A 21,363-nucleotide genomic window follows, 5' to 3' on the forward strand; every position below is an offset into this window, starting at 1 on the left:
CATGTGGCTTTGACTGTTAGTTTAAGCCCGCGGTAGCAGACGACGGCGGCAACTGGTCGGTAGTGGCGAGTCGCCGCCGTGCGCAGAGGTGCTTAGGCTGCGAAAAAGGCGATAGCGGCTTGTTTGAACGCCCTTGAAGTAATGGCGTTGAAGTGGTTCCGGGCCGGCAAAATCAGAATCTCGGCGTGACCATTCAACTCGGCCAGCTTTGGCATTTTCTCAGCTAATTTGTCCTTCTCGCCGGCCACAAACAGGATCGGCATCTTCGGGACTGACTCGGTTGCGTCGTAGGGCTCAGTTTTGACGGCCCGAGCCATCGACAGCAGCGCGAACATGTCATTTCCGGGGATCTGTTGCGCCCAGCCAATAAGATCGGCTGTCACCGGATCAGCGATCGGAGTTCCCGAAGTTAGCATCTCCTCGGCCTGTGCCAAGTTGAAGTCAGCGAGTGGATCATCGGCCGCCGGGCCACCCAAAACCATTCGATGCACTAGCTCAGGCTGAGCTGCGCCGAATTCCCAAGCGAAGCGGGCACCCAGCGAATAGCCGATGATGTCCACGCCCGAGGTTGGATCTTCGGCGTCGAGCGGTTTGACGCCTTCATCGGCCAGAAGCTGGAGGATTTCGGCTCGAATCCGGCTTGGTGTGTATTCGTCCAGCGCCTCCGGTGCCGGGTTACCGCCATGCCCGGGTAGATCAACCGCTATCACCCGTCGTCCAGCATCGGTGAGCGGCTGAATCCAGCCAGATTGCACCCAGTTAAATTCTGCTGACGAACCAAAGCCGTGCAGCATCAGTAGCGGACGGCCGGAATCTGCGCCGAAATGATGCACGCGCAGCGTGGAAGCCCGTCCTTCTACTGAGTGAACTGAGTGCGGCATTAGTCCTCATCCAGGTTCATGGACAAACGAACCCGACGTTTCGGTGCTTCTTCGGTCGGGACGGTGCCAACGATCCCGGCCGTGTCATCTGGCACCTCGAAGATAATCAGCGGGTCGCCGACCTGAATTACGTCGCCAGGTTCACCGAAAATCTTGACAACTTTTCCGGCTTGCGGTGAGGGGAGTTCCACCGATGATTTAGTGGTCTCTACTTCAACCATCGGCGTGTTTCGTTCAATCTGATCGCCTTCGGCTACCAACCACTCAAGCACGGTTGCATCGATCAAGCCTTCGCCCAGATCCGGCAAAGGGAAAGAAATTTCAGCCACGTCGGTACTCCAATACCCGTTGAATGCCAAAGAGAATTCGATCCACGTTCGGGACGTACTCGTCTTCGAGGTCTCCTGAGGGATACGGTACGTCGAAGCCGGTCACCCGTTCAACTGGTGCTTTGAGCGTGTCGAAGCAATGTTGAGTTACCTGCGCGGCAATCTCGCCGCCCATTCCGGCGGTCAGCGGGGCCTCATGCACCACGACGGCGCGTTGGGTTTTGGTCACCGAGGCCGCAATCGTGGCAATGTCTAGCGGCTTGATCCAGCGCACATCCACCACTTCGACGTCGATGCCGTCTTCAGCGGCCAGCTCGGCAACCTTGAGGCAACGGGCAACCATGGCGCCATACGCAATGAGGGTCAGGTGTTTGCCTTCGCGGGCCACTCGCGCTCCGTTGAGCTCGCCCGGGTTGGCTAGGTCGACGTCGTCCTTTTGCCAATAGCGTGGCTTCGGCTCTAAGAACATCACCGGATCTGGCATCTTGGCGGCTAACCGCATCAGGTGATAGGCCTGGTGCGGATTCGATGGCGAGACCACTTTGAGGCCGGGCACATGCGCGAAGAGCGCTTCCAAGCTTTCGGTGTGCATCTCTGGGGCGCGCAAGCCGCCAAAGCTGGGTACCCGAAGAGTGATCGGCATTGGCATCGTGCCGCGGCTGCGATAGTTCAGTCGACCGATTTGGCCGATAATCTGGTTCACCGCGGGGTAGGCAAAACCGTCGAATTGCACTTCAGGAATGGGGTGATAACCAGCGATGGCTAGGCCGACGCTCATACCGAGGATGCCGGATTCGGCCAACGGAGTATCGAATACCCGGCGGTCGCCGAACTCAGCTTGGAGGCCATCAGTCACGCGGAAAACTCCACCGAGCTGACCGACGTCCTCGCCGAGGATAACAACTTTGGCATCTTCGCGCATCGCATCAGCCAATGCGCGATTGATTGCTTTTTGCATTGAAATCTCTGTTGTTGCGGTGTTCGTCACCGATGCCGCCTCTCGTTCCAAAACCGACTCAGACATGTTCGCTCTCCTCGCGCCACGCCGCGGCCTGGGCTTTCAAAGCCTCGGTGGGCTCCTGGAAGACGAAGTCGAAGATCTCGGTTCCCGGGCGGGCACCAAGGGCCTCGATCCCATGCCGAGTGGATTCTTCTTCAGCTTCGGCTGCGCTGAGAGCCTCGGCAAAGAACGCGTCATCGGCAACGCCTTGGGCGCGCAGCGCATCAGCGTATCGATCCACCGGATCTTGGCCACCTTCAGCGCGTTCTTCCTCGAGGGAACGGTAGCGTCCTGGATCATCACTGGTCGAGTGTGGTCCACGTCGATAGGTCATTGCCTCGATCAATACCGGGCCGTTGCCTGCTGAAGCATATGCTCGGGCGGCTTTGGTCGCCGCGTAGACAGCCTCGACGTCGTTGCCGTCGATCTGCACGGTGGCTATCCCGTAACCGGCGGCGCGCGCTGATACTGAGCCGCCAGCTACTTGCCGTTCGGTGGGCACTGAAATGGCCCAACCGTTGTTTTGCACGAAGAAGATCACCGGAGCTTTGAATACCGCGGCAAAGTTCATCGCCTCGTGTACATCGCCTTGCGAGGAGCCGCCATCACCGAAATAGGTCACTGCGACATTTAGTGGCGCGCCCGCTTCGGCTTGGTCCAGAGTCTGGCCATGAGCCCAGCCGACGGCGTGTAGCACCGAACCGGCAACCACGGCCTGGATTGGTGCAAACCGACTCGCCATTGGGTCGTAAAGGCCACCATGCCACGTGGCTTTATGTGTACTCATGTAGGCGATCATGTCCACGCCCCAGGCCCGCGCCACACCCACTTCACGGTAGGTAGGGAAGATAAAGTCTTTCCCCTTTTCCAGCGCATAGGCGCTGCCAACTTGAGCCGCTTCTTGGCCGCGTCCTGGCGCATAGCCCGGGATGATGCCTTGGCGTTGCCACCCAATGGTGGAGACGTCCAGGTGGCGGACGGCGGCCATCAGTTGGTACAGCTCACGCTGCTGGTCAGCGCTCAGGTTCGACGGTGGCACCTCAAGGGTGGTAACCGTCGTCGAGCGCTCATTTCGGGGTGCGGTACTCACATCAGCCTCTCTGCGAACAGGTGTCGCTGTGAGCCTAGTCACCTGAACGGTCATCTGCAATCTTGCTTAGTCAAGGTGTGTATATTGACACAATTTGTCTATTATTTCTTTGTTTTATCTGACAATTTGAGACCAATCCAACTGAGAATAGCGATTCCGGCGGTGAGGCCGATCGTGCTCAGCAGCTGAATAGCTACTTGGGCATCTGTGAAGCCAAGAACAAAGACTGCAGCGATCAAGGCCAGCGTCAGCCAGGACAAATACGGGAAGCCCCACATGGGTAGGCTCATCTTTTCACCGGCGGCATTGGCTCTGCGGCGCAGGATCAATTGGGAAGCCACTGTTGAAAGCCACATCATCAATACTGTGGAGCCCACGAATTGAAGCAGAATCTTGAGCGCATGCTCTTGATCGATGTAGTTCAGCACAACGGCCATGAATCCGAAGAGAACTGAGGCGAGTACTGCGATCCGTGGCACCCGATCGGTGCCGAGTTTGCTGATGAACTTCGGTGCCATGCCACGTTCGCTCAGCGAAAAAATCATGCGAGAAGAGCCGTAGAGGTTGGCGTTGAGTGCGGAAAGCACCGCAATGGCAATGACTAAAGTGGTCAGCTCTTTGGCGTACGGAATATGAGCTTCGGCCAGCACCGAGGCGAACGGGTTCTTGGTCTCTGCGGAATCCCAAGGCAGTACCGCTACCATCACCAAAACGGAGCCGATGTAAAAAACCAGGATCCGCCAAAGTACTGAACGGATGGCGCGGCCCACATTGCGCTCGGCATCTTCCGTTTCCGCGGCAGCAATAGTCACCAGTTCGGTGCCGCCAAAGGCAAAGACCACAATAAGCAATCCGGCGGCGACGCCCGCCCAACCAGTAGGTAGGAATCCGCCATGGTCAAACAAGTTGCGAAAACCCGCGCCCGAGCTGCTGGGGATGATCCCCACGATGAGGAGCACGCCAACAACCAGGAAAATCACGATTACGGCGACTTTGAGGATCGCGAACCAAAACTCAAGCTGACCAAAGCGGCCTACGCCGAGCAGGTTGATCCCAGTAAATAGCACCATGAAGACCAAAGCGAGCAGCCACTGCGGCAGTACTGGCCAAAGTTCACTTAAGATTTGTGCGGCTCCGGTGGCCTCGGCAGCAACGACGACGACGATTTGCACCCACCACAGCCAGCCAACAGTAGCGCCGGCAACCTTGCCCATCGCGCGTTCTGCGTAGTAGGAAAAAGCTCCGCTGTTTGGGTGGGCTGCTGCCATTTCACCCAGCATCCGCATGACGAAGATCAGAATTGCGCCCGCGATCAGGAAAGAGATCAGTACCGCTGGTCCGGCGACGCCGATGGCTGAACTTGAACCAATGAAGAGGCCGGTGCCAATCGAGGATCCAAGCGCCATCATGATGAGTTGGCGAGGCTTAAGACCACGAGTTAAGGACTTCTGCGAGCTCTCCAGGGCAGTGGAGGTTTTCGCGGTTTTTGTGTTCGCCATTGAAAGCTTTCTTCTGATGGGGCATGGGTCATATTGTGTGAGTTACGACACTTACCATATTGTCAGGTGAACGGTATTTCAACCTTAAGGATTGACTAGTGGTAGATGCATTCGATGCAAGAATTGTCAAGCTCTACACCCAAGAGCCGCGCACTTCTGTTCTTGAGGAGTCACGGCAACTTGGCGTTGCCCGAGCCACCCAGGTTTCGCGGTTGGAGAAGCTGCAAGCCTCCGGCGCAATTCGGTCTTGGGCTCCCACTTTGGAGCCGGTGAATTTTGGCTATCCAGTCTTAAGCGTTTTGTTTTCTGACGATCCAGCAGGACCAAGGGCATGATGCGGTTGTCTCTGCGTTGGTCGGTATCCCCGAAATTATTGATGTGCATACCGTCTCGGGTGAGAGCGACATGTTGGTCAAGGTCGCTGCCCGATCAAATTCGGATTTACAGCGCGTTTTAGACGCCATCGCCTCAACCAAAGTCGTGGTTCGATCGTCGACGGTGCTTGCGCTGAATACTCATTTCGAAGCTCGGACGCTGCCGCTTTTCGAAGCCTCAGCAGAATAACCTCCCTCTTATTTCAAACGGTGCACCACTTTTGGGCCTTAAAACCCCTAGTTTTAAGGCCCAAAAGTGGTGCACCGTTTGCTGGTGGGATGGGGAGGATTTGATTGCGTCGGTGAGCGGGTCTACTATTAGTTAAAGTCAAAATGACTATAACTAATCTTGGTCGAGGGGAGGCGCACGTCAACGCTGATTATGCCAACGCGACCAATGTATCGGAGCGCCAATCTGCTCCGCCCACACTGGCTATTTCAACGGTCATCTTTGCACTTCGCGAAGCTGAAGGAACCGGCAGGACTAGCCTCTGGCTACCCCTTGTGTGTCGAATCCGGGAGCCTTTTAAAGGCCAGTGGGCTTTACCTGGCGGCCCTTTGAGTCACGAAGAATCTTTGCAGGGCGCGGCTGGGCGCAATTTGGCCGAGACTACCGGTTTGAAGCCGCTTTATCTAGAACAGCTGTACGCCTTTGGTGGCTTGCAACGTGCTGCGAGCTGCGCGCCAAACCTAGCGGCTCCACGAGTGGTGTCGATCGTCCACTGGGCGCTAGTTCAATCAACCGAAGCCGCCCTGGCCTTGGAATCAGATAATGTGCGCTGGTTTAAAGCTGATTCCTTGTCCACAACTCTGCCTGAGGGCCTGGCCTTCGATCACAACGAGATTGTCGATTATGCCCTGTGGCGGCTGCGCAACAAGATCGAATACGGCTCAATTGCCTACCACCTATTAGGCGAGAAATTTACGTTGGCCCAAGTTCGCGAAGTCTACGAGGCGGTACTGGGCCGGGAGCTGGAGCCAGCTAATTTCAGGCGTCAACTCAAATCCACGCCAGATATTGCCGAAACTGATGAATATTTGCAAGGCGGGAAGCACCGCCCGCCCAAGCTTTACCGCTACACCGGTAACACCGACGTCATTAGCTCGAATTGAACAACTCCTAGATCAGTGAGAAGACCATGAGTTCAGTCAACACCGCAATCCAGCTTTCCGTCCGCGGCGCTAGCAATAGCGCCACCTGTGGCACGGACTTGGCCCAAGGCCCGTGGGAATTCGACCTCGCCGAGGCACTCAATGGCGTTCCTGGCTACGGTCCGGGGGCATCGGTGGCCGATACGGCGCCAAGTAGTACGCCACGGCAAGGCGATATTCCGCAAGAGTATAAGGACGCAAGCAACGAGGAGCTCGATGCTCGCATCCTTGCCGCGCAAGCGAAGCTGGGCGAACGAGTGGTAGTTCTGGGCCACTTCTACCAGCGCGATGAAGTGATCAAATACGCCGATTTCGTGGGCGACTCCTTCCAGCTGGCGAATGCCGCGAAATCTAAACCGGCAGCTGAAGCCATCGTCTTTTGCGGCGTGCATTTCATGGCCGAAACGGCAGACATGCTTTCTGGCCCAGAGCAAGCAGTCATCCTGACCAATTTGGCGGCTGGTTGTTCGATGGCGGATATGGCCGATATTGCCTTGGTGGAAGCTTGCTGGGCGCAGCTTGAAGAGATCTATGGTTCGATGACGACGCCGGACGCCGAAGGTAAGGTGCCGGTTATCCCGGTAACCTACATGAATTCCTCGGCAGCGCTCAAAGGGTTTTGCGGCGAGCACGGCGGCATTGTCTGCACATCGTCGAATGCTAAGACCGTTCTAGAGTGGGCTTTCCAGCGCGGGCAGCGAGTGCTGTTCTTCCCTGATCAGCATTTGGGCCGCAACACGGCTAAGGCTATGGGTGTTCCGCTTGAAGAAATGCCGATGTGGTCGCCTCGTAAGCCTTTTGGCGGCAACGATCCACAATCGCTCCAGGACGCCCGGGTCATTTTGTGGCACGGCTTCTGCTCGGTACACAAGCGATTCAGTGTGGCGCAAATTGCCAAGGCTCGTGAGGATTTTCCTGGTGTTCGGGTGATTGTGCACCCTGAGTGCCCCATGCCGGTGGTCGACGCCGCAGATGAGGCAGGCTCGACGGACTACATTGTGAAAGCGATTCAGGCGGCACCAGCAGGGAGTACCTTCGCCATTGGCACAGAAATTAACCTGGTCAATCGGCTTGCTGAAGAATACCCTCAGCACACCATTTTCTGCTTGGACCCGGTAATCTGCCCTTGCTCAACGATGTACCGGATTCACCCAGGCTATTTGGCTTGGGTCTTGGAATCTTTCCTTGACGGTGAAATTCAGAATCAAATTACCGTTTCTGAAGACGTTGCGGTGCCGGCACGGGTGGCCTTGGAGCGGATGCTGGCGGCCCGGCCGTGAGTCGATCATGCTGAAAGTAGCCATCGTTGGTTCTGGACTAGCTGGGCTTACCGCAGCGATCGGACTTGCTGGCCGTGCCGAGGTCACCTTGCTGAGCAAGGCTGAGCTAGGCGAATCGAACTCGCGCTACGCCCAAGGTGGGATTGCCGCGGTGCTTAGCGAGCAGCTTCGTACCCCCGGTGATTCCGTCGCTTCGCATGTCTCGGAGACCATGACCGCGGGTGCGCAGCTCAACTACCGAGACGCCGTCGAACTGTTGTGCGAACAGGCGCAGCACACTATCGAATCGCTAGCGGACAATGGGCCCTTGGGCTAGAGGCTGCGCACAGTTTTGCTCGAATTCTGCACGTCGGTGGCGATGCGAGTGGCGCTGGCATTGTGAAGGCTTTGGCCGCGATTGTGTTGGAGTTTGCGCGGGACGGAAAGCTCCACTTGCGTGAAAAGACTGAACTGGTAGATCTACAGGTGGATTCCGGCCAAGTCACGGGCTTGCAGTTGCGCAGCGACGAAGGTCAAAAGATGACGGAAACCTTCGACGTCGTCGTACTCGCCAGCGGGGGCGGCGGCAAGCTCTTTGAGCACACCACTAATCCGGAGGGCGCAACCGCAGACGGTCTTGCCGTTGCTTGGCGCGCTGGGGCGGTGGTGCAAGATCTGGAATTCTTCCAGTTCCACCCCACGCTGATTGAGCACGAGCGGCCATTCATGGTGTCCGAAGCGGTTCGTGGCGAGGGCGCGGTGCTTATTGACCAAACCGGTGAACGGTTCATGCTGACCGTAGACGCGGCGGCCGAGCTAGCGCCGCGTGATGTGGTTTCTCGGGGCATCGCCGCGGTGATCGCCGCTGGCGGCAAGGCTTTTCTAGATGCTCGACCGGTGGCGGCCAAGCATGGTCTCGGCTTTCTGGCCAAGCGGTTTCCAGGCATTTCGGCGCAACTGCTTGATCGCGGAATCGATTGGGAACGGGAGCCAGTCCCGGTAATCCCCGGGGCACATTATTGGATGGGTGGCATTGCTACCGATTTATCTGGCCGGAGCTCGATCCGAAACCTCTTCGCGGTTGGTGAGGCGGCTTGCACCGGCGTGCATGGCGCGAATCGCTTGGCTTCAAATTCCTTGCTTGAAGCTGCGGTATTTGCGGCACGTTCAGTGCAAGCAGTACTTGCGCTGCCGGTGAGGGCCGAATGGCCCAGCTTCGCTGCACAACCATTGGCCCTGGAAAACAGCGTCCTCACGCCGGAACGTGGCGAATTGCCGCAGCTTATGATGAGCCATGCCAGCTTGATTCGTGATGCTGATTCGCTCGCAGTAGCGGCAAAACAACTTTCGCAATTTAGTGCCGATGCACCACTTGTCACGGCCGCCCAGCTCCTAGTGGCGGCCGCGCAAAATCGTCAGGGCTCGATCGGCGCACATTGGCGTTCCGACTTTCCCGAGCTGCGCGATCAACCCCGTCATTGCTGGATCAAAAATGAAAGTTCGGTACCGTGACCACCTTAAACACTGTGACCATTCAAGCTCTTACTAAGCAGCAGATCGAGGCAGTGGTTGCTGCCGCGCTGCTGGAAGACGCACCGTATGGCGATATCACTTCGCAGACACTGATCCCCGCGGACGCAACGGCTATTGCCACCGTAGGCGCGCGTGAAGCCGGTGTGTTGAGCGGCAGTGCGGTCTTCGATGCGGCGATGAAAATGACAGATCCAACGATTGAAGTCAGCTGGTTGCTGGCCGATGGTGAGCAGTTCGACGCCGGTGCACATCTGGCGACGGTCAAAGGGGCAGCCCGATCGGTGCTCACCGCAGAGCGAGTGGGATTGAACCTGCTGCAGCGTATGAGCGGCATTGCAACCTTGACTGCACAGTTCGTCGCGGCGCTAGCCGGGACAAAAGCCCGGATGGTGGATACTCGAAAAACTACGCCCGGTCTGCGTGCCCTAGAACGCTATGCGGTGCGTTGCGGTGGCGGGCACAATCATCGCTTCAGCCTCTCGGACGCCGTGATGGCAAAGGACAACCACTTAGCGGTGCTGACCGGAGGCGATCCGGAAAAGCTCACCGAGGTGTTGTCTGGTTTGCGTGGAAAGCTTTCGCATACAACGCATATTGAGGTTGAAGTAGACCGAATCGCGCAAATCGAACCGGTGCTGGCAGCCGGGGTGGAAACCATCCTGTTAGACAATTTCTCGCTGCCCGAATTGCGCCAAGGCGTGGAGTTGATTGGCGGCCGAGCTCTCATCGAAGCAAGCGGAAACGTTCGGTTGGATACTGTCGCTGAGATTGCTCAGACCGGCGTCGATATCATCTCCGCCGGGGCCCTCACACACAGCGTTCGAGCACTCGACTTGGGCCTGGATATTTCCTTCAATGCCCAAGGGGCGGAAGCCTAATACCGTGATTTACCTTGACTCTGCGGCCACCTCGCCCGTACGCCGCGAAGCAATAGAGGCAATGTTTCCCGACCTCACAGGTTCTTTTGGCAATCCCTCCAGTCACCATAGTTTGGGGATGGCGGCAGCCCGCGCGCTTGCGGATGCACGCGAGATAATTGCCAGCGTCGTTGGGGCCAAGGCGGGTGAGGTCACTTTCACTTCTGGCGGGACTGAAGCCGATAATCTTGCGATCAAAGGTATTGCTTTAGCTCGTCGAGCGGCTAACCCGAGGCGAAACCGTGTCGTGTTGAGCGCCATCGAACACCCCGCAGTGCGCGAAAGCGCTGAGTACCTGCGCCGGGCCCATGGCTTTGAACTCAGCATCCTGCCGGTCGATTCGCAGGGCCTGCTGGATGTGGAAGCAGTTGAAAAAGCTTTGGGCTCAGATGTGGCGATGCTCAGCGTCATGTACGCCAATAACGAAATTGGCAGTGTTCAAGATCTACGCGCGATTTCTGCGCTCGCGGGGGAGTACGGAGTTCCCTGCCATACCGACGCTGTCCAAGCAGCCGGTTGGCTTTCGCTGAACCATACTCAGCTCGGAGTGCAAGCGATGAGCCTAGCGGGGCACAAATTCGGCGCGCCCAAGGGAATTGGCGCGTTGATTGCCCGGTCGAGCACTGCGATCGAACCGCTAATTCATGGTGGTGGCCAACAATCAGCACTGCGTTCTGGCACCGAAAATGTTGCCTTTGCGGTGGCTTTTGCTACCGCAGCCCAACTTGCGGAAGCAGAACGAGTTGAGGCGGCGGCTCGGGTCTCCGCGTTGCGAGATGATTTTATTGAATCAATACTGAACCGCGTGCCAGGCGCTCAGCTGACCGGGCCAAACCCACTGACTAGCCCGGTGTCTTCAGCCACACGCCTGCCTTCTATCGCCTCGTTTTGCTTCGCCGGCACCCATGGCGAGTCGGTGCTACTGGAATTGGAGCGACGATCGGTGATCTGCTCCTCGGGCTCAGCATGCGCGGCGGGTTCTTCAGAACCGTCCGACGTCCTGCTGGCGTTAGGGCTTAGCTCGGAGTTGGCGCAGACCGCCGTACGGTTTAGCTTCCCGCATTCAATTACTAGTGCAGACCTTGACCAAGCAGCCGACGCGGTGGTGGCTGCGGTAGCTGAACTGAGCCGTTACGGGCGCAATTAAATTTGTCCTTGGCGACGTTACTGCTGCGGCATGCCAGCTAAGAAAGCTCGTTGGTCAAAGACCACCTTGATCTCCGTGATGAGGCCATTTTCGACGTGTGTCCAATTCGCTACTGGAATTGGCTCCGTCCAGCTGGTGCGTAATTCGAACCAGCTCACGGAGTTGTCACCGTCGATCCACCGTTTCAGCGGCACAATATCGGTGAGTATCGTCTGCAATCTGATGATCGACGTGGCACATTCATCTGCGTTGTTCAGATGTGCCATCGGGCCAGAAAAGTCCACATCGTCGGCTAGTAAGGCGCGAAATGCTAGCTGATCACCCGCTTTCCAAGCCCGGAAGTACTCTTCGGCAATTTCACTAGTTGTGCGACTCACGGGGGAATCCTTCCAAAGATCAGTTAGCAGCCAGTTCCATTCTGTCTCGATGCTTTCTAGAAGAAAAATAACTAGGAATGGTTATTGCTATACGATTTGTTGATGGATCTGCACCAGCTGGAGCCGTTCGTTGCGGTAGCCGAAGAAGAAAGCTTCACTTATGCGGCGATGCGGCTGAAGTTGACCCAACCGGGAGTTAGTGCGCAGATCAAACAACTGGAGCACGAGCTTGGCATTCAGCTTTTCCAACGGGGGAGCCGGCAAAGCGTGCTCACCGACGCCGGTACAGTGCTCTTGTTATCCGCTCGAAAAACTCTGCTTGCCGCGCAGAATTTACGTGAAGAAGCAGCGGACCTCCGCGGTGTGCTGAGCGGAACTTTAGCGATTGGCACCTTGCAATCCGCAATGCCCGCGGTGTTAGCGCAGATTATTTCGGACTTTCACCTGGCGCACCCGCAAGTGCGAATCACCCTCGCGGAGGACCGTAGCTCGGCATTGATCGATGGAGTTCTAGCCGGCAAGTTCGACGTCGTTTTGGCAGGTTTAGCAGGTCCTGCGCCGAAGCAGCTGGTGGGGTTGACGGTTTTCGACGAAGCGGTTGTGTTAGCTATTGCCCGAATGCACCCGCTTGCTGGCAAATAAGCGATTGCGATCACAGAGTTGGCGGAAGTGCCGATCATCGCCTTGCCCTCCGGGAGCGGTTCTCGAAGCGCAGCCGAGCAGATCTGGAAGCAGAATGGCATGCCGTTTCGGCCCGACTTTGAAGCGAGCGCGCCAGAATCTGTTTTTGATTTAGCGGCTAGAGGCCTTGGTATCGCAGTGATCAACGAGTCGGCGGCGCGGGCAAACACTGGTGTCAAAATTGTGCCAATAGGCAATGTGCGAAGTCGAGCTGATCTAATGTGGCGCCGTGCACCAGGCCCGGCAGCGGCGAAGTTCGTGGAACTGAGCCGGCTGCATTGTGAGCGCTCGAAAAACTAGCGTCGAGTCCTGCGGAAAATCCAGTAGCGAAGCAATAAAAAGCGCGATACCGCAGCAAGAACATTAGCCCCGGTAATCGTCAAGACTTCATCCAGCACTGAGGAATTGGGGTTGATCGTGTGTAGTAATAACAGGCTTGAAGAGGTGAGCAAGAGCGCCAAAAACATTACCCAAAGCCCTTTGCTCTGGTCGTCAAGCCAATGCTTGCGGTCTCGGATGGACCAACTGTGCCGCCGGTTCAGGTCAGTATTCAATACCGAGGTGAGGACCAATGCGATCAGATTTGCCCATTGCGTGCCAGCAAATGGCCGCAATGCGGTAAAGATGCCTAACGAAGCCGCCGTGCAAATTGCGCCAACAATCAGAAACCCAATAACTTGCTTCCGCAAGCTTGCCGCCGGTCGCGCAGCGGACTCAGAGGTCACCACGAATGACCGCTCAGTTGCTTTGGCTGCACCTGTGTCGGGGCTGAGGTTTCCGGTGGGGATTTCTGCTGCCGGATCAGCGATCTCGCTCGCCATAGTACTTAAACTCTGCCAGGTTCCCATGAACAGGCCAAATATGGCCGGTTGGCGAACTGTGAATCAGATCGCACTGGGTGCAGAAACGCTGAGTTCGGGCGAATAAAGTTCGCCAACTGGAACGAGTGCGGATAAGCGATTTGCCGGCCACGGCAGTGGGCAGGCCCACGTCTCGTCATAGGCACATGAAGGGTTGTAAGCGAAGTTAAAATCGATAATCCAGGATCGTTCAAATGAGCCGAGGTGGGCACCTTTAATAGTGTCTAAGAGATAGCGTCCGCCGCCATAACTGCCACCAAGCAAACCAGAGGAATCGTCGCGGAACGGCAAGAAAATTCCGCCGCCGTAACCACCGTGCCGCCATACTGCGAGCGAGCCTAGGCCAGCCAATTCGGCAGTGCCAAGCCGCTCGTAATGTACCTCACCATCCGTACCGGTCTGGACGCTCAATTGTTCGCCGACGCCAACCTGATTAAGCACCACAGCGAAGCGATAATCAGGATCGTAACTACCCACCGGTAGTGCGCTGAAACGTGATTTTGCTGCTACGGACAGCGCGGACGCTGGGTGTTGTGCAAACATTTCGTTTCGGCGCTGTAACCAGTGCGCATGTGCCGTCGCAGGGTCTTCTTGCGCCATATCCCTTACTTTGGCATAGAGCTCAAAGGTCTGCAAACGCCAATCAGCGATCTGCGCCGCGAGAAGATCCGGTTGGTCCATGTTGCCAGCCTACTCGGCCAAGTTGTCACCAATTACTTCTAATGCTGCGGTTTTCGCGCGCGCAGCTGTCGCAGCGAGTTTCGAGGCGATCGCGGCAATAAGACCCTCGATCAAGATGGTTTGCGGAATTCGAGTGGTGACGGTGACTTCATCGCGGAAACTCAAATCTGGCATACCGACTATTAAGTTGATCTGGGCCAGCGCCGCGAGCGGCGAGCGAGCAAACGCCGTGATGACGATGACCATGGCCCCAGCGGTTTGGGCGGCCTGGACGACCTTTGCGCTCGTCGAGTTGGCGCCGCTTCCGCTGAGCATCAAAAGTACGTCGCCAGGGCTGAGCAGCCTGGCGGCGATTTGCTGCCCGATCGCGTCGGCTTGGAACTCGGCGGCCCGTCCGGTAGCGGTCAGCCGGGCAGCGGTGTCCATAGCCAGTGCCGCGGATAGTCCGTTGCCAGCAACTATCACCCGGCGGGCAGCACAGAGCTCAGTTACGGCTCGTTCGACGTCGGCGCTAGCCAAAAGCGCGGTCATCGCGCCAACTGCCTCCCTGACTTGCGCAAAGGATTCGGCGACGATCGCGGCCGATCCCACCGGTTGAGCCCGGCTAGTTGTGCTGTAGCCAGCGTCCCGAGCTACCAATACGCGTAGTTGTTGGTAGCCGGTAAAACCTAAGCTTTGGCAGGTTCGCACCACGGTTGCCCGCGAGGCTCCGGAAAGCTCCGCGAGCTGTTGTGAGGACAGCTCCACTACTTGATCGGCCCGCTCTAAAAGGACTGCCGCAACTGCTTGTGCTGCAGGCAGTAACGAAGGCAGTAACGAACGGATGGTGGCGAGCACTTGCCCGGGCACATGGCCATCAGCTGATGAAGGATGCTCAGCCATCGCTACCCTCATCCGGGCGGGCAGAAATCCGGGCAGAGATCTCCGCCAATTCTTCCGGGCCCAAATCGAAGAGCTCTTCGACCACGCCAAGATTTAGCGGCAGCGACCGTACTCTTGCCGCTGCCGCCGTTGGGGCACTGGCAAAGAGCGTGTGTAGCTGTGCACCGCTGCTTCGCAGTGCGCGCTCATGGCCTTCAGAGGCCAACACATCGTTGACGTTGACGATACCCGGCGCCACCAAGACCGGGATCAATTGATCGCCCAGTAGTACTGAATCGACCAGGCCATGGTGATAATGACCCGAAAGAATCAGCCGAACGTCGCTGCCGTGCAGTACTTCGAGCAGATCTTCCGGGTTTTGCAGCTCGATGCCGTCGTGTAGCGGCGTCACGGGTTCCACCGGTGGGTGATGCAGAACTAGCACAGTGCCAGCTTCGCTTGCGCTGCCGAGTTCTTCCGTGAGCCAATCGAGTTGCCCGCGGTCCAAATAACCGTGCGTCCGGCCCGGAACAGAGGTGTCTAAGCTGATAATTCGGAATCCGCCCAAAACACTGCTGCCGTAGACCGGTAATTGTCCGCCGTCTTGCTCCGCTGGTGAATCTGGATGCCCATTGCCAAGCACTTCCCAGAAACCCGGCCGGCCATCATGATTACCCATGGTGTAGATCGCTCGAGCTCCGCGATGGCTAGCAAAATTTTCCACCAGCTCTTGCACCATGCGATAAGACTCCGCGGTGCCGTCGTCCGAGACATCTCCCGAGACAACGACTAAATCCAATTCTTCGACTGGAACCAAGGCGCGCAATGCCTCGAGCAAGTTCTGCCTGGTATCTACGACGTTGGAATGCAAGCCTTTGGCCAACACATGGGTATCCGAAAGGTGCAAGATGCTGAGAGTTTCGTAACTATTCGAGGTACTCATAGGGCAATCTTCTCCTGCGGCACTGACAATTTGGTAGCTGGTTGATTCTTGCGGGGTCGTACTCGTCGCCAGCGACCGTCAACGATCCGGCGTCGAACCGCACCTGAGAGTTGGTCGATGAGCACCGTGATGACGATGACCACAATAAGTAGCATGCCAACCGCGTCCCAATTGCGGAAATGCACATTGTCTTGGAGCATTTTGCCGATGCCACCAGCACCGATCAGGCCCAGAATTGCAGAGGCTCGAACGTTTATTTCAAAGCGATACAGCCAAAATGAGAAGACCTCAGGTTGTGCCGAGGGCCAGATGCCCCAACGCATCAGATCCCAACGCGAACCGCCAGCAGAGCGAACCGCCTCAAGCGAGCCAGGACCGACTCCTTCGAATGACTCGTAACCCCATTTGCCTAGGGCCAACGCACCGGTAAACGGGGTCAGTCCGGTAACCGACAGGATCAAGATGGCGATCACAACTTCCGGAACTGCTCTAATCACCGCGAAGATGAATTGTAGCGGCCAACTGGCAAAACGCGAAGAGATCCCGGCAGTGGCTAAGAAACTCAACGGAAACGAAATCACGATGCCGATCAGGGTGCCGATCCAAGCCATCTGGACTGAGAGCAGCATTGCCGAAATTGCTTCGCCAAACTTTGACCAGTCCGGTGGCAAGAAAAGCAGCCCAAAGTATTTGGCACTTTCAGCGGGGAACTCACCGAGGGCGGCCCAATTGATCTTAGAACCCCAGAAAGCTGCCACCACCAAAAGTGAGATAAGTAGCCACGAAAGCGTACGCGCCGGGTGGTGTGGCTTATTCGGTCGGCTCATCAAACCAGCCTCTTTCGTAACCAGGCGGAGAGCGATTCCAGCACCAGGACCATAACCAGAATTTCAAAGATGATCATCGACAGTTCGTGATACCTGAAGAAGCTACGCACGTTATCGATCAGCACCGAGCCCGCCGGCACCAACCAAACCAATCACCGCGGAGGCGCAGATATTGATTTCGAAGGTGTAGAGCGTCTGCGAGGTTAAGGTTGGCAATATTTGTGGCAACATCGCCGCTCGGTCGGCCTTCAACCAACTTGCACCGGCGGCGAGGGCAGTTTCTTGCGCGCCACGGTCTTCGCCGTCGAGCGCTTCCGAGACCAATTTGGCAATAATCCCGACGTTGAACAAAAACAGTGCCATGATGCCAGAAAGTGCGCCAACGCCCACAACAGCGACGAGTATCGCGGCGTACAAGATATCTGGAACTGAGCGGATCAGGTTCAGAATCGTACGTACAACTGTCAGCAGTGCACTATTCGGGTTAGTTTCCCGCGAAGCTAGGAAGCTCAGCGGCAAAGAAACGGCCGCGCCTAATGCGGTGGCAATGACCGCCATCGAGAGCGTTTCCAAAAGCGCGGGGAACGTCTTGGGGATGAAGGCATAGTCCGGCTGGGTAAGCTGCACAATGTTGCCCCAGGCATTGCCGAAGTTGGCGAAAACCGCGGGGAGATCGACGCCGATGCCAATCGAGGCCCACACCGTAACCGCCAGAACAACCACACAGACAACCAAGATTTTCCAGCCATGTTGTGGTCTGATCGGTCGGGCGCTGCTGAGCAAAGTGGAAGCGCTGCTCATAGCTCTGGCTTAGCTTCTAAGACGTCCTCTGCGGTGAGCGAACGGCCATAGATGTTCTCAAATACTGACTCGTCGGCATCAGCGCCCGCACCGTCGAAGACCAGCTCGCCAGAACGCAGCCCGATGAGACGGTCGCTATATCGGCGGGCCAGATCGAGGAAGTGCAGGTTCACCACCACGGTGATCCCCAGCTCCGCATTGATGCGTTGCAAATCACGCATCACCACATTGGAAGTGGGCGGATCTAGCGACGCTACTGGCTCGTCGGCCAGGATGACTTGTGGCCGCTGAGCCAAGGTGCGTGCGATGGCCACGCGTTGCTGTTGACCACCAGAGAGGCTTGAAGCTTTCTCGTAGGCTTTGCTGACAATTTCCACGCGCTCCAAGGCGCGCATGGCAAGCTCGACGTCGTCCGCTTTCCAAGCTGCGATCAGCGAGCGCCAGGCTGGTGTGCCGTGTAAGCGGCTCATGAGCACGTTATTGAGCACCGTAGTGCGTTTGGCCAGATTGAAGCTTTGGAAGACCATGCCCATATCGGAACGCAATTCGCGCAGACCGCGGCCGCGCAAGCTGGAAACTTCGCGGCCGCCAACACTGATCTCGCCAGTACTAATCGGCACCAAGCCGTTGATGCTGCGGATGAGGGTGGATTTCCCGGTGCCGGAAAGGCCGACGATGCTGACCATCTGACCGGCCGGGATTTCCAGACTCATGTCCTTCAAGCCGGTAAAACCGTTGGGGTAGGTCACCCCAACCCGCTCAAAGCGGATCGGGGCGCCACCTTTTTCAGAATTCGTTGCTAAATCTGACACGAATTAGCCCAGACCGATTGAGCGAGCTGCGTCTTGGGTCTTCTTCAGGCTTTCCGGATTGTCTAGCTGTAAGCCGGTGATCTGATAAATCGCGGTAAGCGCAGTGACGCCTTCCGGGGTTTTGGCGAAGTCGAGCATGGCGTCAGAGATCTTTTTCTGTCAGTCGGCGCTCAGCTTAGAGCTCATTGACACCCCGTCGTTCGGGACCTCATCGGTGAGTGCGAAGACCACTGCTTTCTGGCCGACGTCGGGATTGTCTTTTTTGACCACTTCGCGCGCATCCCAATAGCTGAAGCCAACTTCGGCATCGCCCTTGTAAACGGCGAGCACCGAGGCGTCGTTCGCGGTCACCTTGATGGGGGAGACATCATCGACCGAGAGGCCTTGGGCCTTCATCGCGGCGACCGGGAAGATGTAGCCAGCCGGCGATGCTGAGGAGAGCATTGCGACCTTGGCGCCTTTGATCTTGCTAATCTGATCGACGCCAGCTGGACCGTTGCCGCTCGCGGTGCCATTGCAGTAGAGCATGCCATTCGGCCCGGCAGCCGGAGTGTCTTTGCAGTATTTCGAGGGATTGTTGGTCATCAGCTGGGCCGCATAGATGCTTTTGGATTTACGCAGCGTCTGCAAGGCCGGCTTAGCGCCGTACTTATCGCAAGCTTGGCTCATCTGTAGCGAGGGTAGCATGCCGATCTGGGCTTGGTTTGAGCCGATAGCTTCTACCGCAGCTTGGTAATCAGCGGTGATGACGCCGTGTACTGGAATACCGAGACGGCTGGTTAGCGCCGATTCGAGCGGTTTGACGGTATCTACCAACTTCTTCGCATCGCCGGAAGGTACCAAGGCAAGAGTCAGCTCAGTGGGGGCTTTGGCTGAGTCGTCACTCTTGCCGGTACAGGTAGCTGCGGCCGAGTTGTTGGCGCCCGAGCTGGCTGAGTCTTGGCTAACGCCTCAGGCGGACAGTGCTAGTGGAGTAAGTGCCAAAGCGCCGATCACGGCGATAGCTCGCAAGGTCAAATTCTTTTTCATGCTGTGCCTCTTCATGGGGTTCATGGATTTCAACAGAATCGAGTGGAGTGATGTGCGATTGCGGTGCGGTCAAACAGTGGAGCAAGTAACAGAATGTGCTGCGTGGAAGGCAATCGGGTCCCTCGCCCAATCCGCCATTCCGGTATAGAGGTCTTCAATTGCGGGCGCAGACAGATGCGCTGGGCCAGAGTTAAGGCCAAAGCGATCGATAAAAGCTGTTGCGCAACCTGCTTCCAAGGGGTGTTTGATGTCATTGAGCCAGACATCTCCCACGCTAAGTAGGCGTTCCGGTGTCCGGCCAGCTAGTAGCTCGGGCAGTTTGCTAGCGAAGCCGTCCGGTTTTCCGGCGTTTGGCACGATGCTGTCGATGAGGCCGGTTAATCCGAGCGAGTCAAGGGACTCGGCCACGCCAGTCAAAGGCGCATTGGTGAACAGTAAACGGTGAACATGCTGGCCCATTTCGGCTAAGAAATCTGTCAGTCCCTCCGGTGCGTGTACTCCGACTTCACCGCGGGCAAAATAGGCTGCATTGCGTTGGTCCCTGTTGACCGCGTGCTCGCTGAGTTTCGCGACGGCGTCGTACCCGTCTTTGAAGACAAGCTCACTCGCGCTTTCCGGGCCACCGGCGAGAAACTCATCGAGAGTGGCTAGCAGGCGGTCGCGATCGCTGCTGTCTAGGTATTTAGCGACGGCCTGCGCGTAAGCGTAGATCGGGCCATCGCCAAGGGCGACGGTGCCGTCAAAATCTAGAACTAGCAACGGTTTATCGGTAGAAAGTTTCGAAAGGGTGTTCATGCTCACACCGAAACCCTAAGTCATCAAGAACGAAGTATCCATGAAAATCGATGACATGAAACAACTGTTCACTCATCGTTAATCAGATCGATTCTGACCGTGCGCGATAAACTCCGGTCATGGCATCAACTGACCCTTCTGGCGCTGAAGCGGAGCGTGGGCAACGAGCGGCCCAAAGTTTGAGTGAACTTATCCGGTACCTGACAGTTTCTACTCGGCGGGCTGAAGATCGTGACGATGCGCAATTTGAGGCACAGATTGCCGCGATGGAAAGACTTTATCCGCGGATACACCTGGAGCTATCGTGTGAGCGGATTAACAGCACGGGATTGCTCTTTCGTTGGCAAGGACGAGCCGCGAATGCAGGTTTGGCACCAGTGGTTTTGCTGGCGCATCTGGATGTCGTTCCGGTTGACCCGAACATTCAGCGGACTTACCCGGCTTTTGACGGCGTGCAGGCGGATGGCTTTCTCTGGGGACGCGGCGCACTCGACGATAAGGGTGCTGCAGTAGTGCTACTTGAAGCGGTTGAGTCGCTTTTGGCTGAAGGCTTCCAGCCTGAACGTGATGTCTACTTATCCTTCGGCAGCGATGAAGAGACCGGCGGTCTTGACGCTCAAGCCGTTGTTGAGCTGTTCCAGGAACGCCAGATCCATCCATGGCTGGTCTTGGACGAGGGCGGCGCGGTGGCGGAGCAAGTATTTCCCGGTGTCACGGAGCCAATTTCTCTGGTCGGCGTGGCAGAAAAAGGCTCGCTCAACGTCACGGTGACTGCAACCGAAGCGGGTGGCCACTCGTCAATGCCGCCGGCGCTGACTGCAACCGCCAGGCTTGCCCGGGCGGTCAGCCGAATCAGTCGGAATCCCTTTAAGCCCAGTCTGCACCCAGCCAGTGTTGAGCTGCTCGAAACTTTTGCGGCCAGAATGGACGGTGCACAGGCACAGCTGCTGCGTCGCGCCAGCAAGCTGCGTTGGCCCTTGGCGAGGATTTTGCCGTTTTTCGGTCCGGAGGCGAACGCCATGGTGCGTACGACGGCGGCGGTCACCGAGCTTAGCGGCAGTACGGCAGCGAATGTGCTCGCCGAGACTGCTACTGCCACGGTCAACCTGCGGATTGCTCCGGGCGAAACCACGAGCTCGGCTTTGCAACGGCTTCGATCAGCGGCCAAAGACCCGCAGCTTAAGTTTGAGGTCTTCGAAGCGAATGAGCCCTCGCCAACATCCGCGACTGATAATGCCCAGTTTGGCCTTATTTCTGCGGCAATCAAGGAAGCCTTTGCGGGGGTTGCTGTGGCGCCATACATCGTGATGGCGTTGACAGACTCACGCAGATTTAACCAGATTTGCTCGGCTGTTTATCGGTTTGCGCCCTTACGGATGAGTGCAGCGCAACGAGCGAGCCTGCATGCTACCGATGAGCGAGTATCACTAACGACGCTGGGCGAAGGTGTGAGTTTTTATCGGGGTATTTTGACGAGGTTGCTGGCCTCGGACTGAGCCTGTCTGGGGTTGGATT

General features: G+C 57.1%; 23 protein-coding genes and 3 pseudogenes. 10 read left to right on the forward strand and 16 right to left on the reverse strand.

Annotated features, from left to right (window positions below; all coding sequences use genetic code 11):
* Nucleotides 1-92 precede the first annotated feature (92 nt).
* The 5 genes from RSAL33209_RS06555 to RSAL33209_RS06575 form a co-directional block, all read right to left on the reverse strand.
* A complete protein-coding gene (locus tag RSAL33209_RS06555) occupies nt 93-881 on the reverse strand; it encodes an alpha/beta fold hydrolase (RefSeq protein WP_012244924.1) in 789 nt (262 codons plus the stop codon).
* Entirely contained in the window at nt 881-1,210 is a 330-nt protein-coding gene (locus RSAL33209_RS06560) for a biotin/lipoyl-containing protein (RefSeq protein ID WP_041684554.1), read from the reverse strand. The genes RSAL33209_RS06555 and RSAL33209_RS06560 overlap by 1 nt, the downstream gene beginning before the upstream one ends.
* Nucleotides 1,203-2,234, reverse strand: a complete 1,032-nt coding sequence (locus RSAL33209_RS06565; protein ID WP_012244926.1) for an alpha-ketoacid dehydrogenase subunit beta — start codon at nt 2,232-2,234, stop codon at nt 1,203-1,205. The genes RSAL33209_RS06560 and RSAL33209_RS06565 overlap by 8 nt, the downstream gene beginning before the upstream one ends.
* The gene (locus RSAL33209_RS06570) at nt 2,227-3,198 is read right to left on the reverse strand and encodes a thiamine pyrophosphate-dependent enzyme (RefSeq protein WP_233494317.1); all 972 of its coding nucleotides are present in this window, start codon (nt 3,196-3,198) and stop codon (nt 2,227-2,229) included. Before RSAL33209_RS06570 ends, RSAL33209_RS06565 begins: the two co-directional genes overlap by 8 nt.
* Nucleotides 3,199-3,401: 203 nt before the next feature.
* Entirely contained in the window at nt 3,402-4,799 is a 1,398-nt protein-coding gene (locus RSAL33209_RS06575; protein ID WP_012244928.1) for an amino acid permease, read from the reverse strand.
* A 98-nt stretch (nt 4,800-4,897) separates the two neighbouring features.
* On the opposite strand from RSAL33209_RS06575, the gene RSAL33209_RS19605 reads away from it, so the two are divergent.
* From RSAL33209_RS19605 to RSAL33209_RS06605, 8 genes and pseudogenes are all read left to right on the forward strand, one after another.
* Complete coding sequence (locus RSAL33209_RS19605; protein ID WP_012244929.1) at nt 4,898-5,134, forward strand: Lrp/AsnC family transcriptional regulator; 237 nt, start codon at nt 4,898-4,900, stop codon at nt 5,132-5,134.
* A 16-nt stretch (nt 5,135-5,150) separates the two neighbouring features.
* On the forward strand, nt 5,151-5,363 hold the full coding sequence (locus RSAL33209_RS19610; RefSeq protein WP_012244930.1) for an Lrp/AsnC ligand binding domain-containing protein: 213 nt from the start codon (nt 5,151-5,153) through the stop codon (nt 5,361-5,363).
* A 143-nt stretch (nt 5,364-5,506) separates the two neighbouring features.
* Nucleotides 5,507-6,286, forward strand: coding sequence for an NUDIX hydrolase (locus RSAL33209_RS06585; protein ID WP_012244931.1), 780 nt, complete (start codon nt 5,507-5,509; stop codon nt 6,284-6,286).
* 26 nt (nt 6,287-6,312) lie between these two features.
* Complete coding sequence (nadA, locus tag RSAL33209_RS06590) at nt 6,313-7,605, forward strand: quinolinate synthase NadA (RefSeq protein WP_012244932.1); 1,293 nt, start codon at nt 6,313-6,315, stop codon at nt 7,603-7,605.
* Nucleotides 7,606-7,612: 7 nt separating this feature from the next.
* A pseudogene (locus tag RSAL33209_RS06595) lies at nt 7,613-8,664 on the forward strand (L-aspartate oxidase); the annotation flags it as partial.
* A gap of 207 nt (nt 8,665-8,871) precedes the next feature.
* Nucleotides 8,872-9,096 (forward strand): hypothetical protein, encoded by a 225-nt coding sequence (locus RSAL33209_RS18640; RefSeq protein WP_233494318.1) that lies wholly within the window; start codon nt 8,872-8,874, stop codon nt 9,094-9,096.
* Nucleotides 9,097-9,110: 14 nt separating this feature from the next.
* Complete coding sequence (nadC, locus tag RSAL33209_RS06600; RefSeq protein ID WP_174258559.1) at nt 9,111-9,995, forward strand: carboxylating nicotinate-nucleotide diphosphorylase; 885 nt, start codon at nt 9,111-9,113, stop codon at nt 9,993-9,995.
* A gap of 4 nt (nt 9,996-9,999) precedes the next feature.
* Entirely contained in the window at nt 10,000-11,181 is a 1,182-nt protein-coding gene (locus RSAL33209_RS06605) for a cysteine desulfurase family protein (RefSeq protein WP_041684555.1), read from the forward strand.
* 17 nt (nt 11,182-11,198) lie between these two features.
* On the opposite strand, the gene RSAL33209_RS06610 is transcribed toward RSAL33209_RS06605, so the two are convergent.
* Nucleotides 11,199-11,558 carry a nuclear transport factor 2 family protein gene (locus RSAL33209_RS06610; RefSeq protein ID WP_012244937.1) on the reverse strand — a complete coding sequence of 120 codons (360 nt, stop codon included), beginning with the start codon at nt 11,556-11,558 and terminating at the stop codon, nt 11,199-11,201.
* Between the two features lie 102 nt (nt 11,559-11,660).
* On the opposite strand from RSAL33209_RS06610, the pseudogene RSAL33209_RS18645 reads away from it, so the two are divergent.
* Nucleotides 11,661-12,539 (forward strand): annotated as a pseudogene (locus tag RSAL33209_RS18645) (LysR family transcriptional regulator).
* Here RSAL33209_RS18645 and RSAL33209_RS06620 read toward each other — a convergent pair.
* The 10 genes and pseudogenes from RSAL33209_RS06620 to RSAL33209_RS06660 form a co-directional block, all read right to left on the reverse strand.
* Nucleotides 12,536-13,060: a GtrA family protein gene (locus RSAL33209_RS06620; protein WP_049758882.1), complete on the reverse strand. Its 525-nt coding sequence runs from the start codon at nt 13,058-13,060 to the stop codon at nt 12,536-12,538. The pseudogene RSAL33209_RS18645 and the gene RSAL33209_RS06620 sit on opposite strands and share 4 nt — an antisense overlap.
* Before the next feature lie 63 nt (nt 13,061-13,123).
* Entirely contained in the window at nt 13,124-13,780 is a 657-nt protein-coding gene (locus RSAL33209_RS06625) for a DUF1684 domain-containing protein (protein WP_012244941.1), read from the reverse strand.
* A gap of 9 nt (nt 13,781-13,789) precedes the next feature.
* The gene (locus RSAL33209_RS06630; RefSeq protein WP_049758883.1) at nt 13,790-14,662 is read right to left on the reverse strand and encodes a MurR/RpiR family transcriptional regulator; all 873 of its coding nucleotides are present in this window, start codon (nt 14,660-14,662) and stop codon (nt 13,790-13,792) included.
* Nucleotides 14,655-15,584: a metallophosphoesterase gene (locus tag RSAL33209_RS06635; RefSeq protein WP_012244943.1), complete on the reverse strand. Its 930-nt coding sequence runs from the start codon at nt 15,582-15,584 to the stop codon at nt 14,655-14,657. Before RSAL33209_RS06635 ends, RSAL33209_RS06630 begins: the two co-directional genes overlap by 8 nt.
* A complete protein-coding gene (gene phnE / locus RSAL33209_RS06640) occupies nt 15,581-16,411 on the reverse strand; it encodes a phosphonate ABC transporter, permease protein PhnE (RefSeq protein WP_049758884.1) in 831 nt (276 codons plus the stop codon). Before phnE ends, RSAL33209_RS06635 begins: the two co-directional genes overlap by 4 nt.
* 111 nt (nt 16,412-16,522) lie before the next feature.
* Complete coding sequence (locus tag RSAL33209_RS06645; RefSeq protein WP_012244945.1) at nt 16,523-17,212, reverse strand: PhnE/PtxC family ABC transporter permease; 690 nt, start codon at nt 17,210-17,212, stop codon at nt 16,523-16,525.
* Nucleotides 17,209-18,024, reverse strand: a complete 816-nt coding sequence (phnC, locus tag RSAL33209_RS06650; RefSeq protein ID WP_012244946.1) for a phosphonate ABC transporter ATP-binding protein — start codon at nt 18,022-18,024, stop codon at nt 17,209-17,211. Before phnC ends, RSAL33209_RS06645 begins: the two co-directional genes overlap by 4 nt.
* Nucleotides 18,025-18,027: 3 nt before the next feature.
* Complete coding sequence (locus RSAL33209_RS19190) at nt 18,028-18,162, reverse strand: hypothetical protein (RefSeq protein ID WP_012244947.1); 135 nt, start codon at nt 18,160-18,162, stop codon at nt 18,028-18,030.
* Between the two features lie 21 nt (nt 18,163-18,183).
* Nucleotides 18,184-18,921: pseudogene (gene phnD / locus RSAL33209_RS06655) on the reverse strand (phosphate/phosphite/phosphonate ABC transporter substrate-binding protein); the annotation flags it as partial.
* A gap of 201 nt (nt 18,922-19,122) precedes the next feature.
* Nucleotides 19,123-19,854, reverse strand: a complete 732-nt coding sequence (locus tag RSAL33209_RS06660) for an HAD family hydrolase (protein WP_012244949.1) — start codon at nt 19,852-19,854, stop codon at nt 19,123-19,125.
* Between the two features lie 113 nt (nt 19,855-19,967).
* Here RSAL33209_RS06660 and RSAL33209_RS06665 point away from each other — a divergent pair, with 113 nt between their 5' ends.
* Nucleotides 19,968-21,344 (forward strand): M20 family peptidase, encoded by a 1,377-nt coding sequence (locus RSAL33209_RS06665; RefSeq protein ID WP_012244950.1) that lies wholly within the window; start codon nt 19,968-19,970, stop codon nt 21,342-21,344.
* The last annotated feature ends 19 nt before the right edge of the window (nt 21,345-21,363 follow it).

The organism is Renibacterium salmoninarum ATCC 33209 (genome assembly GCF_000018885.1).
Lineage (GTDB): Bacteria > Actinomycetota > Actinomycetes > Actinomycetales > Micrococcaceae > Renibacterium > Renibacterium salmoninarum.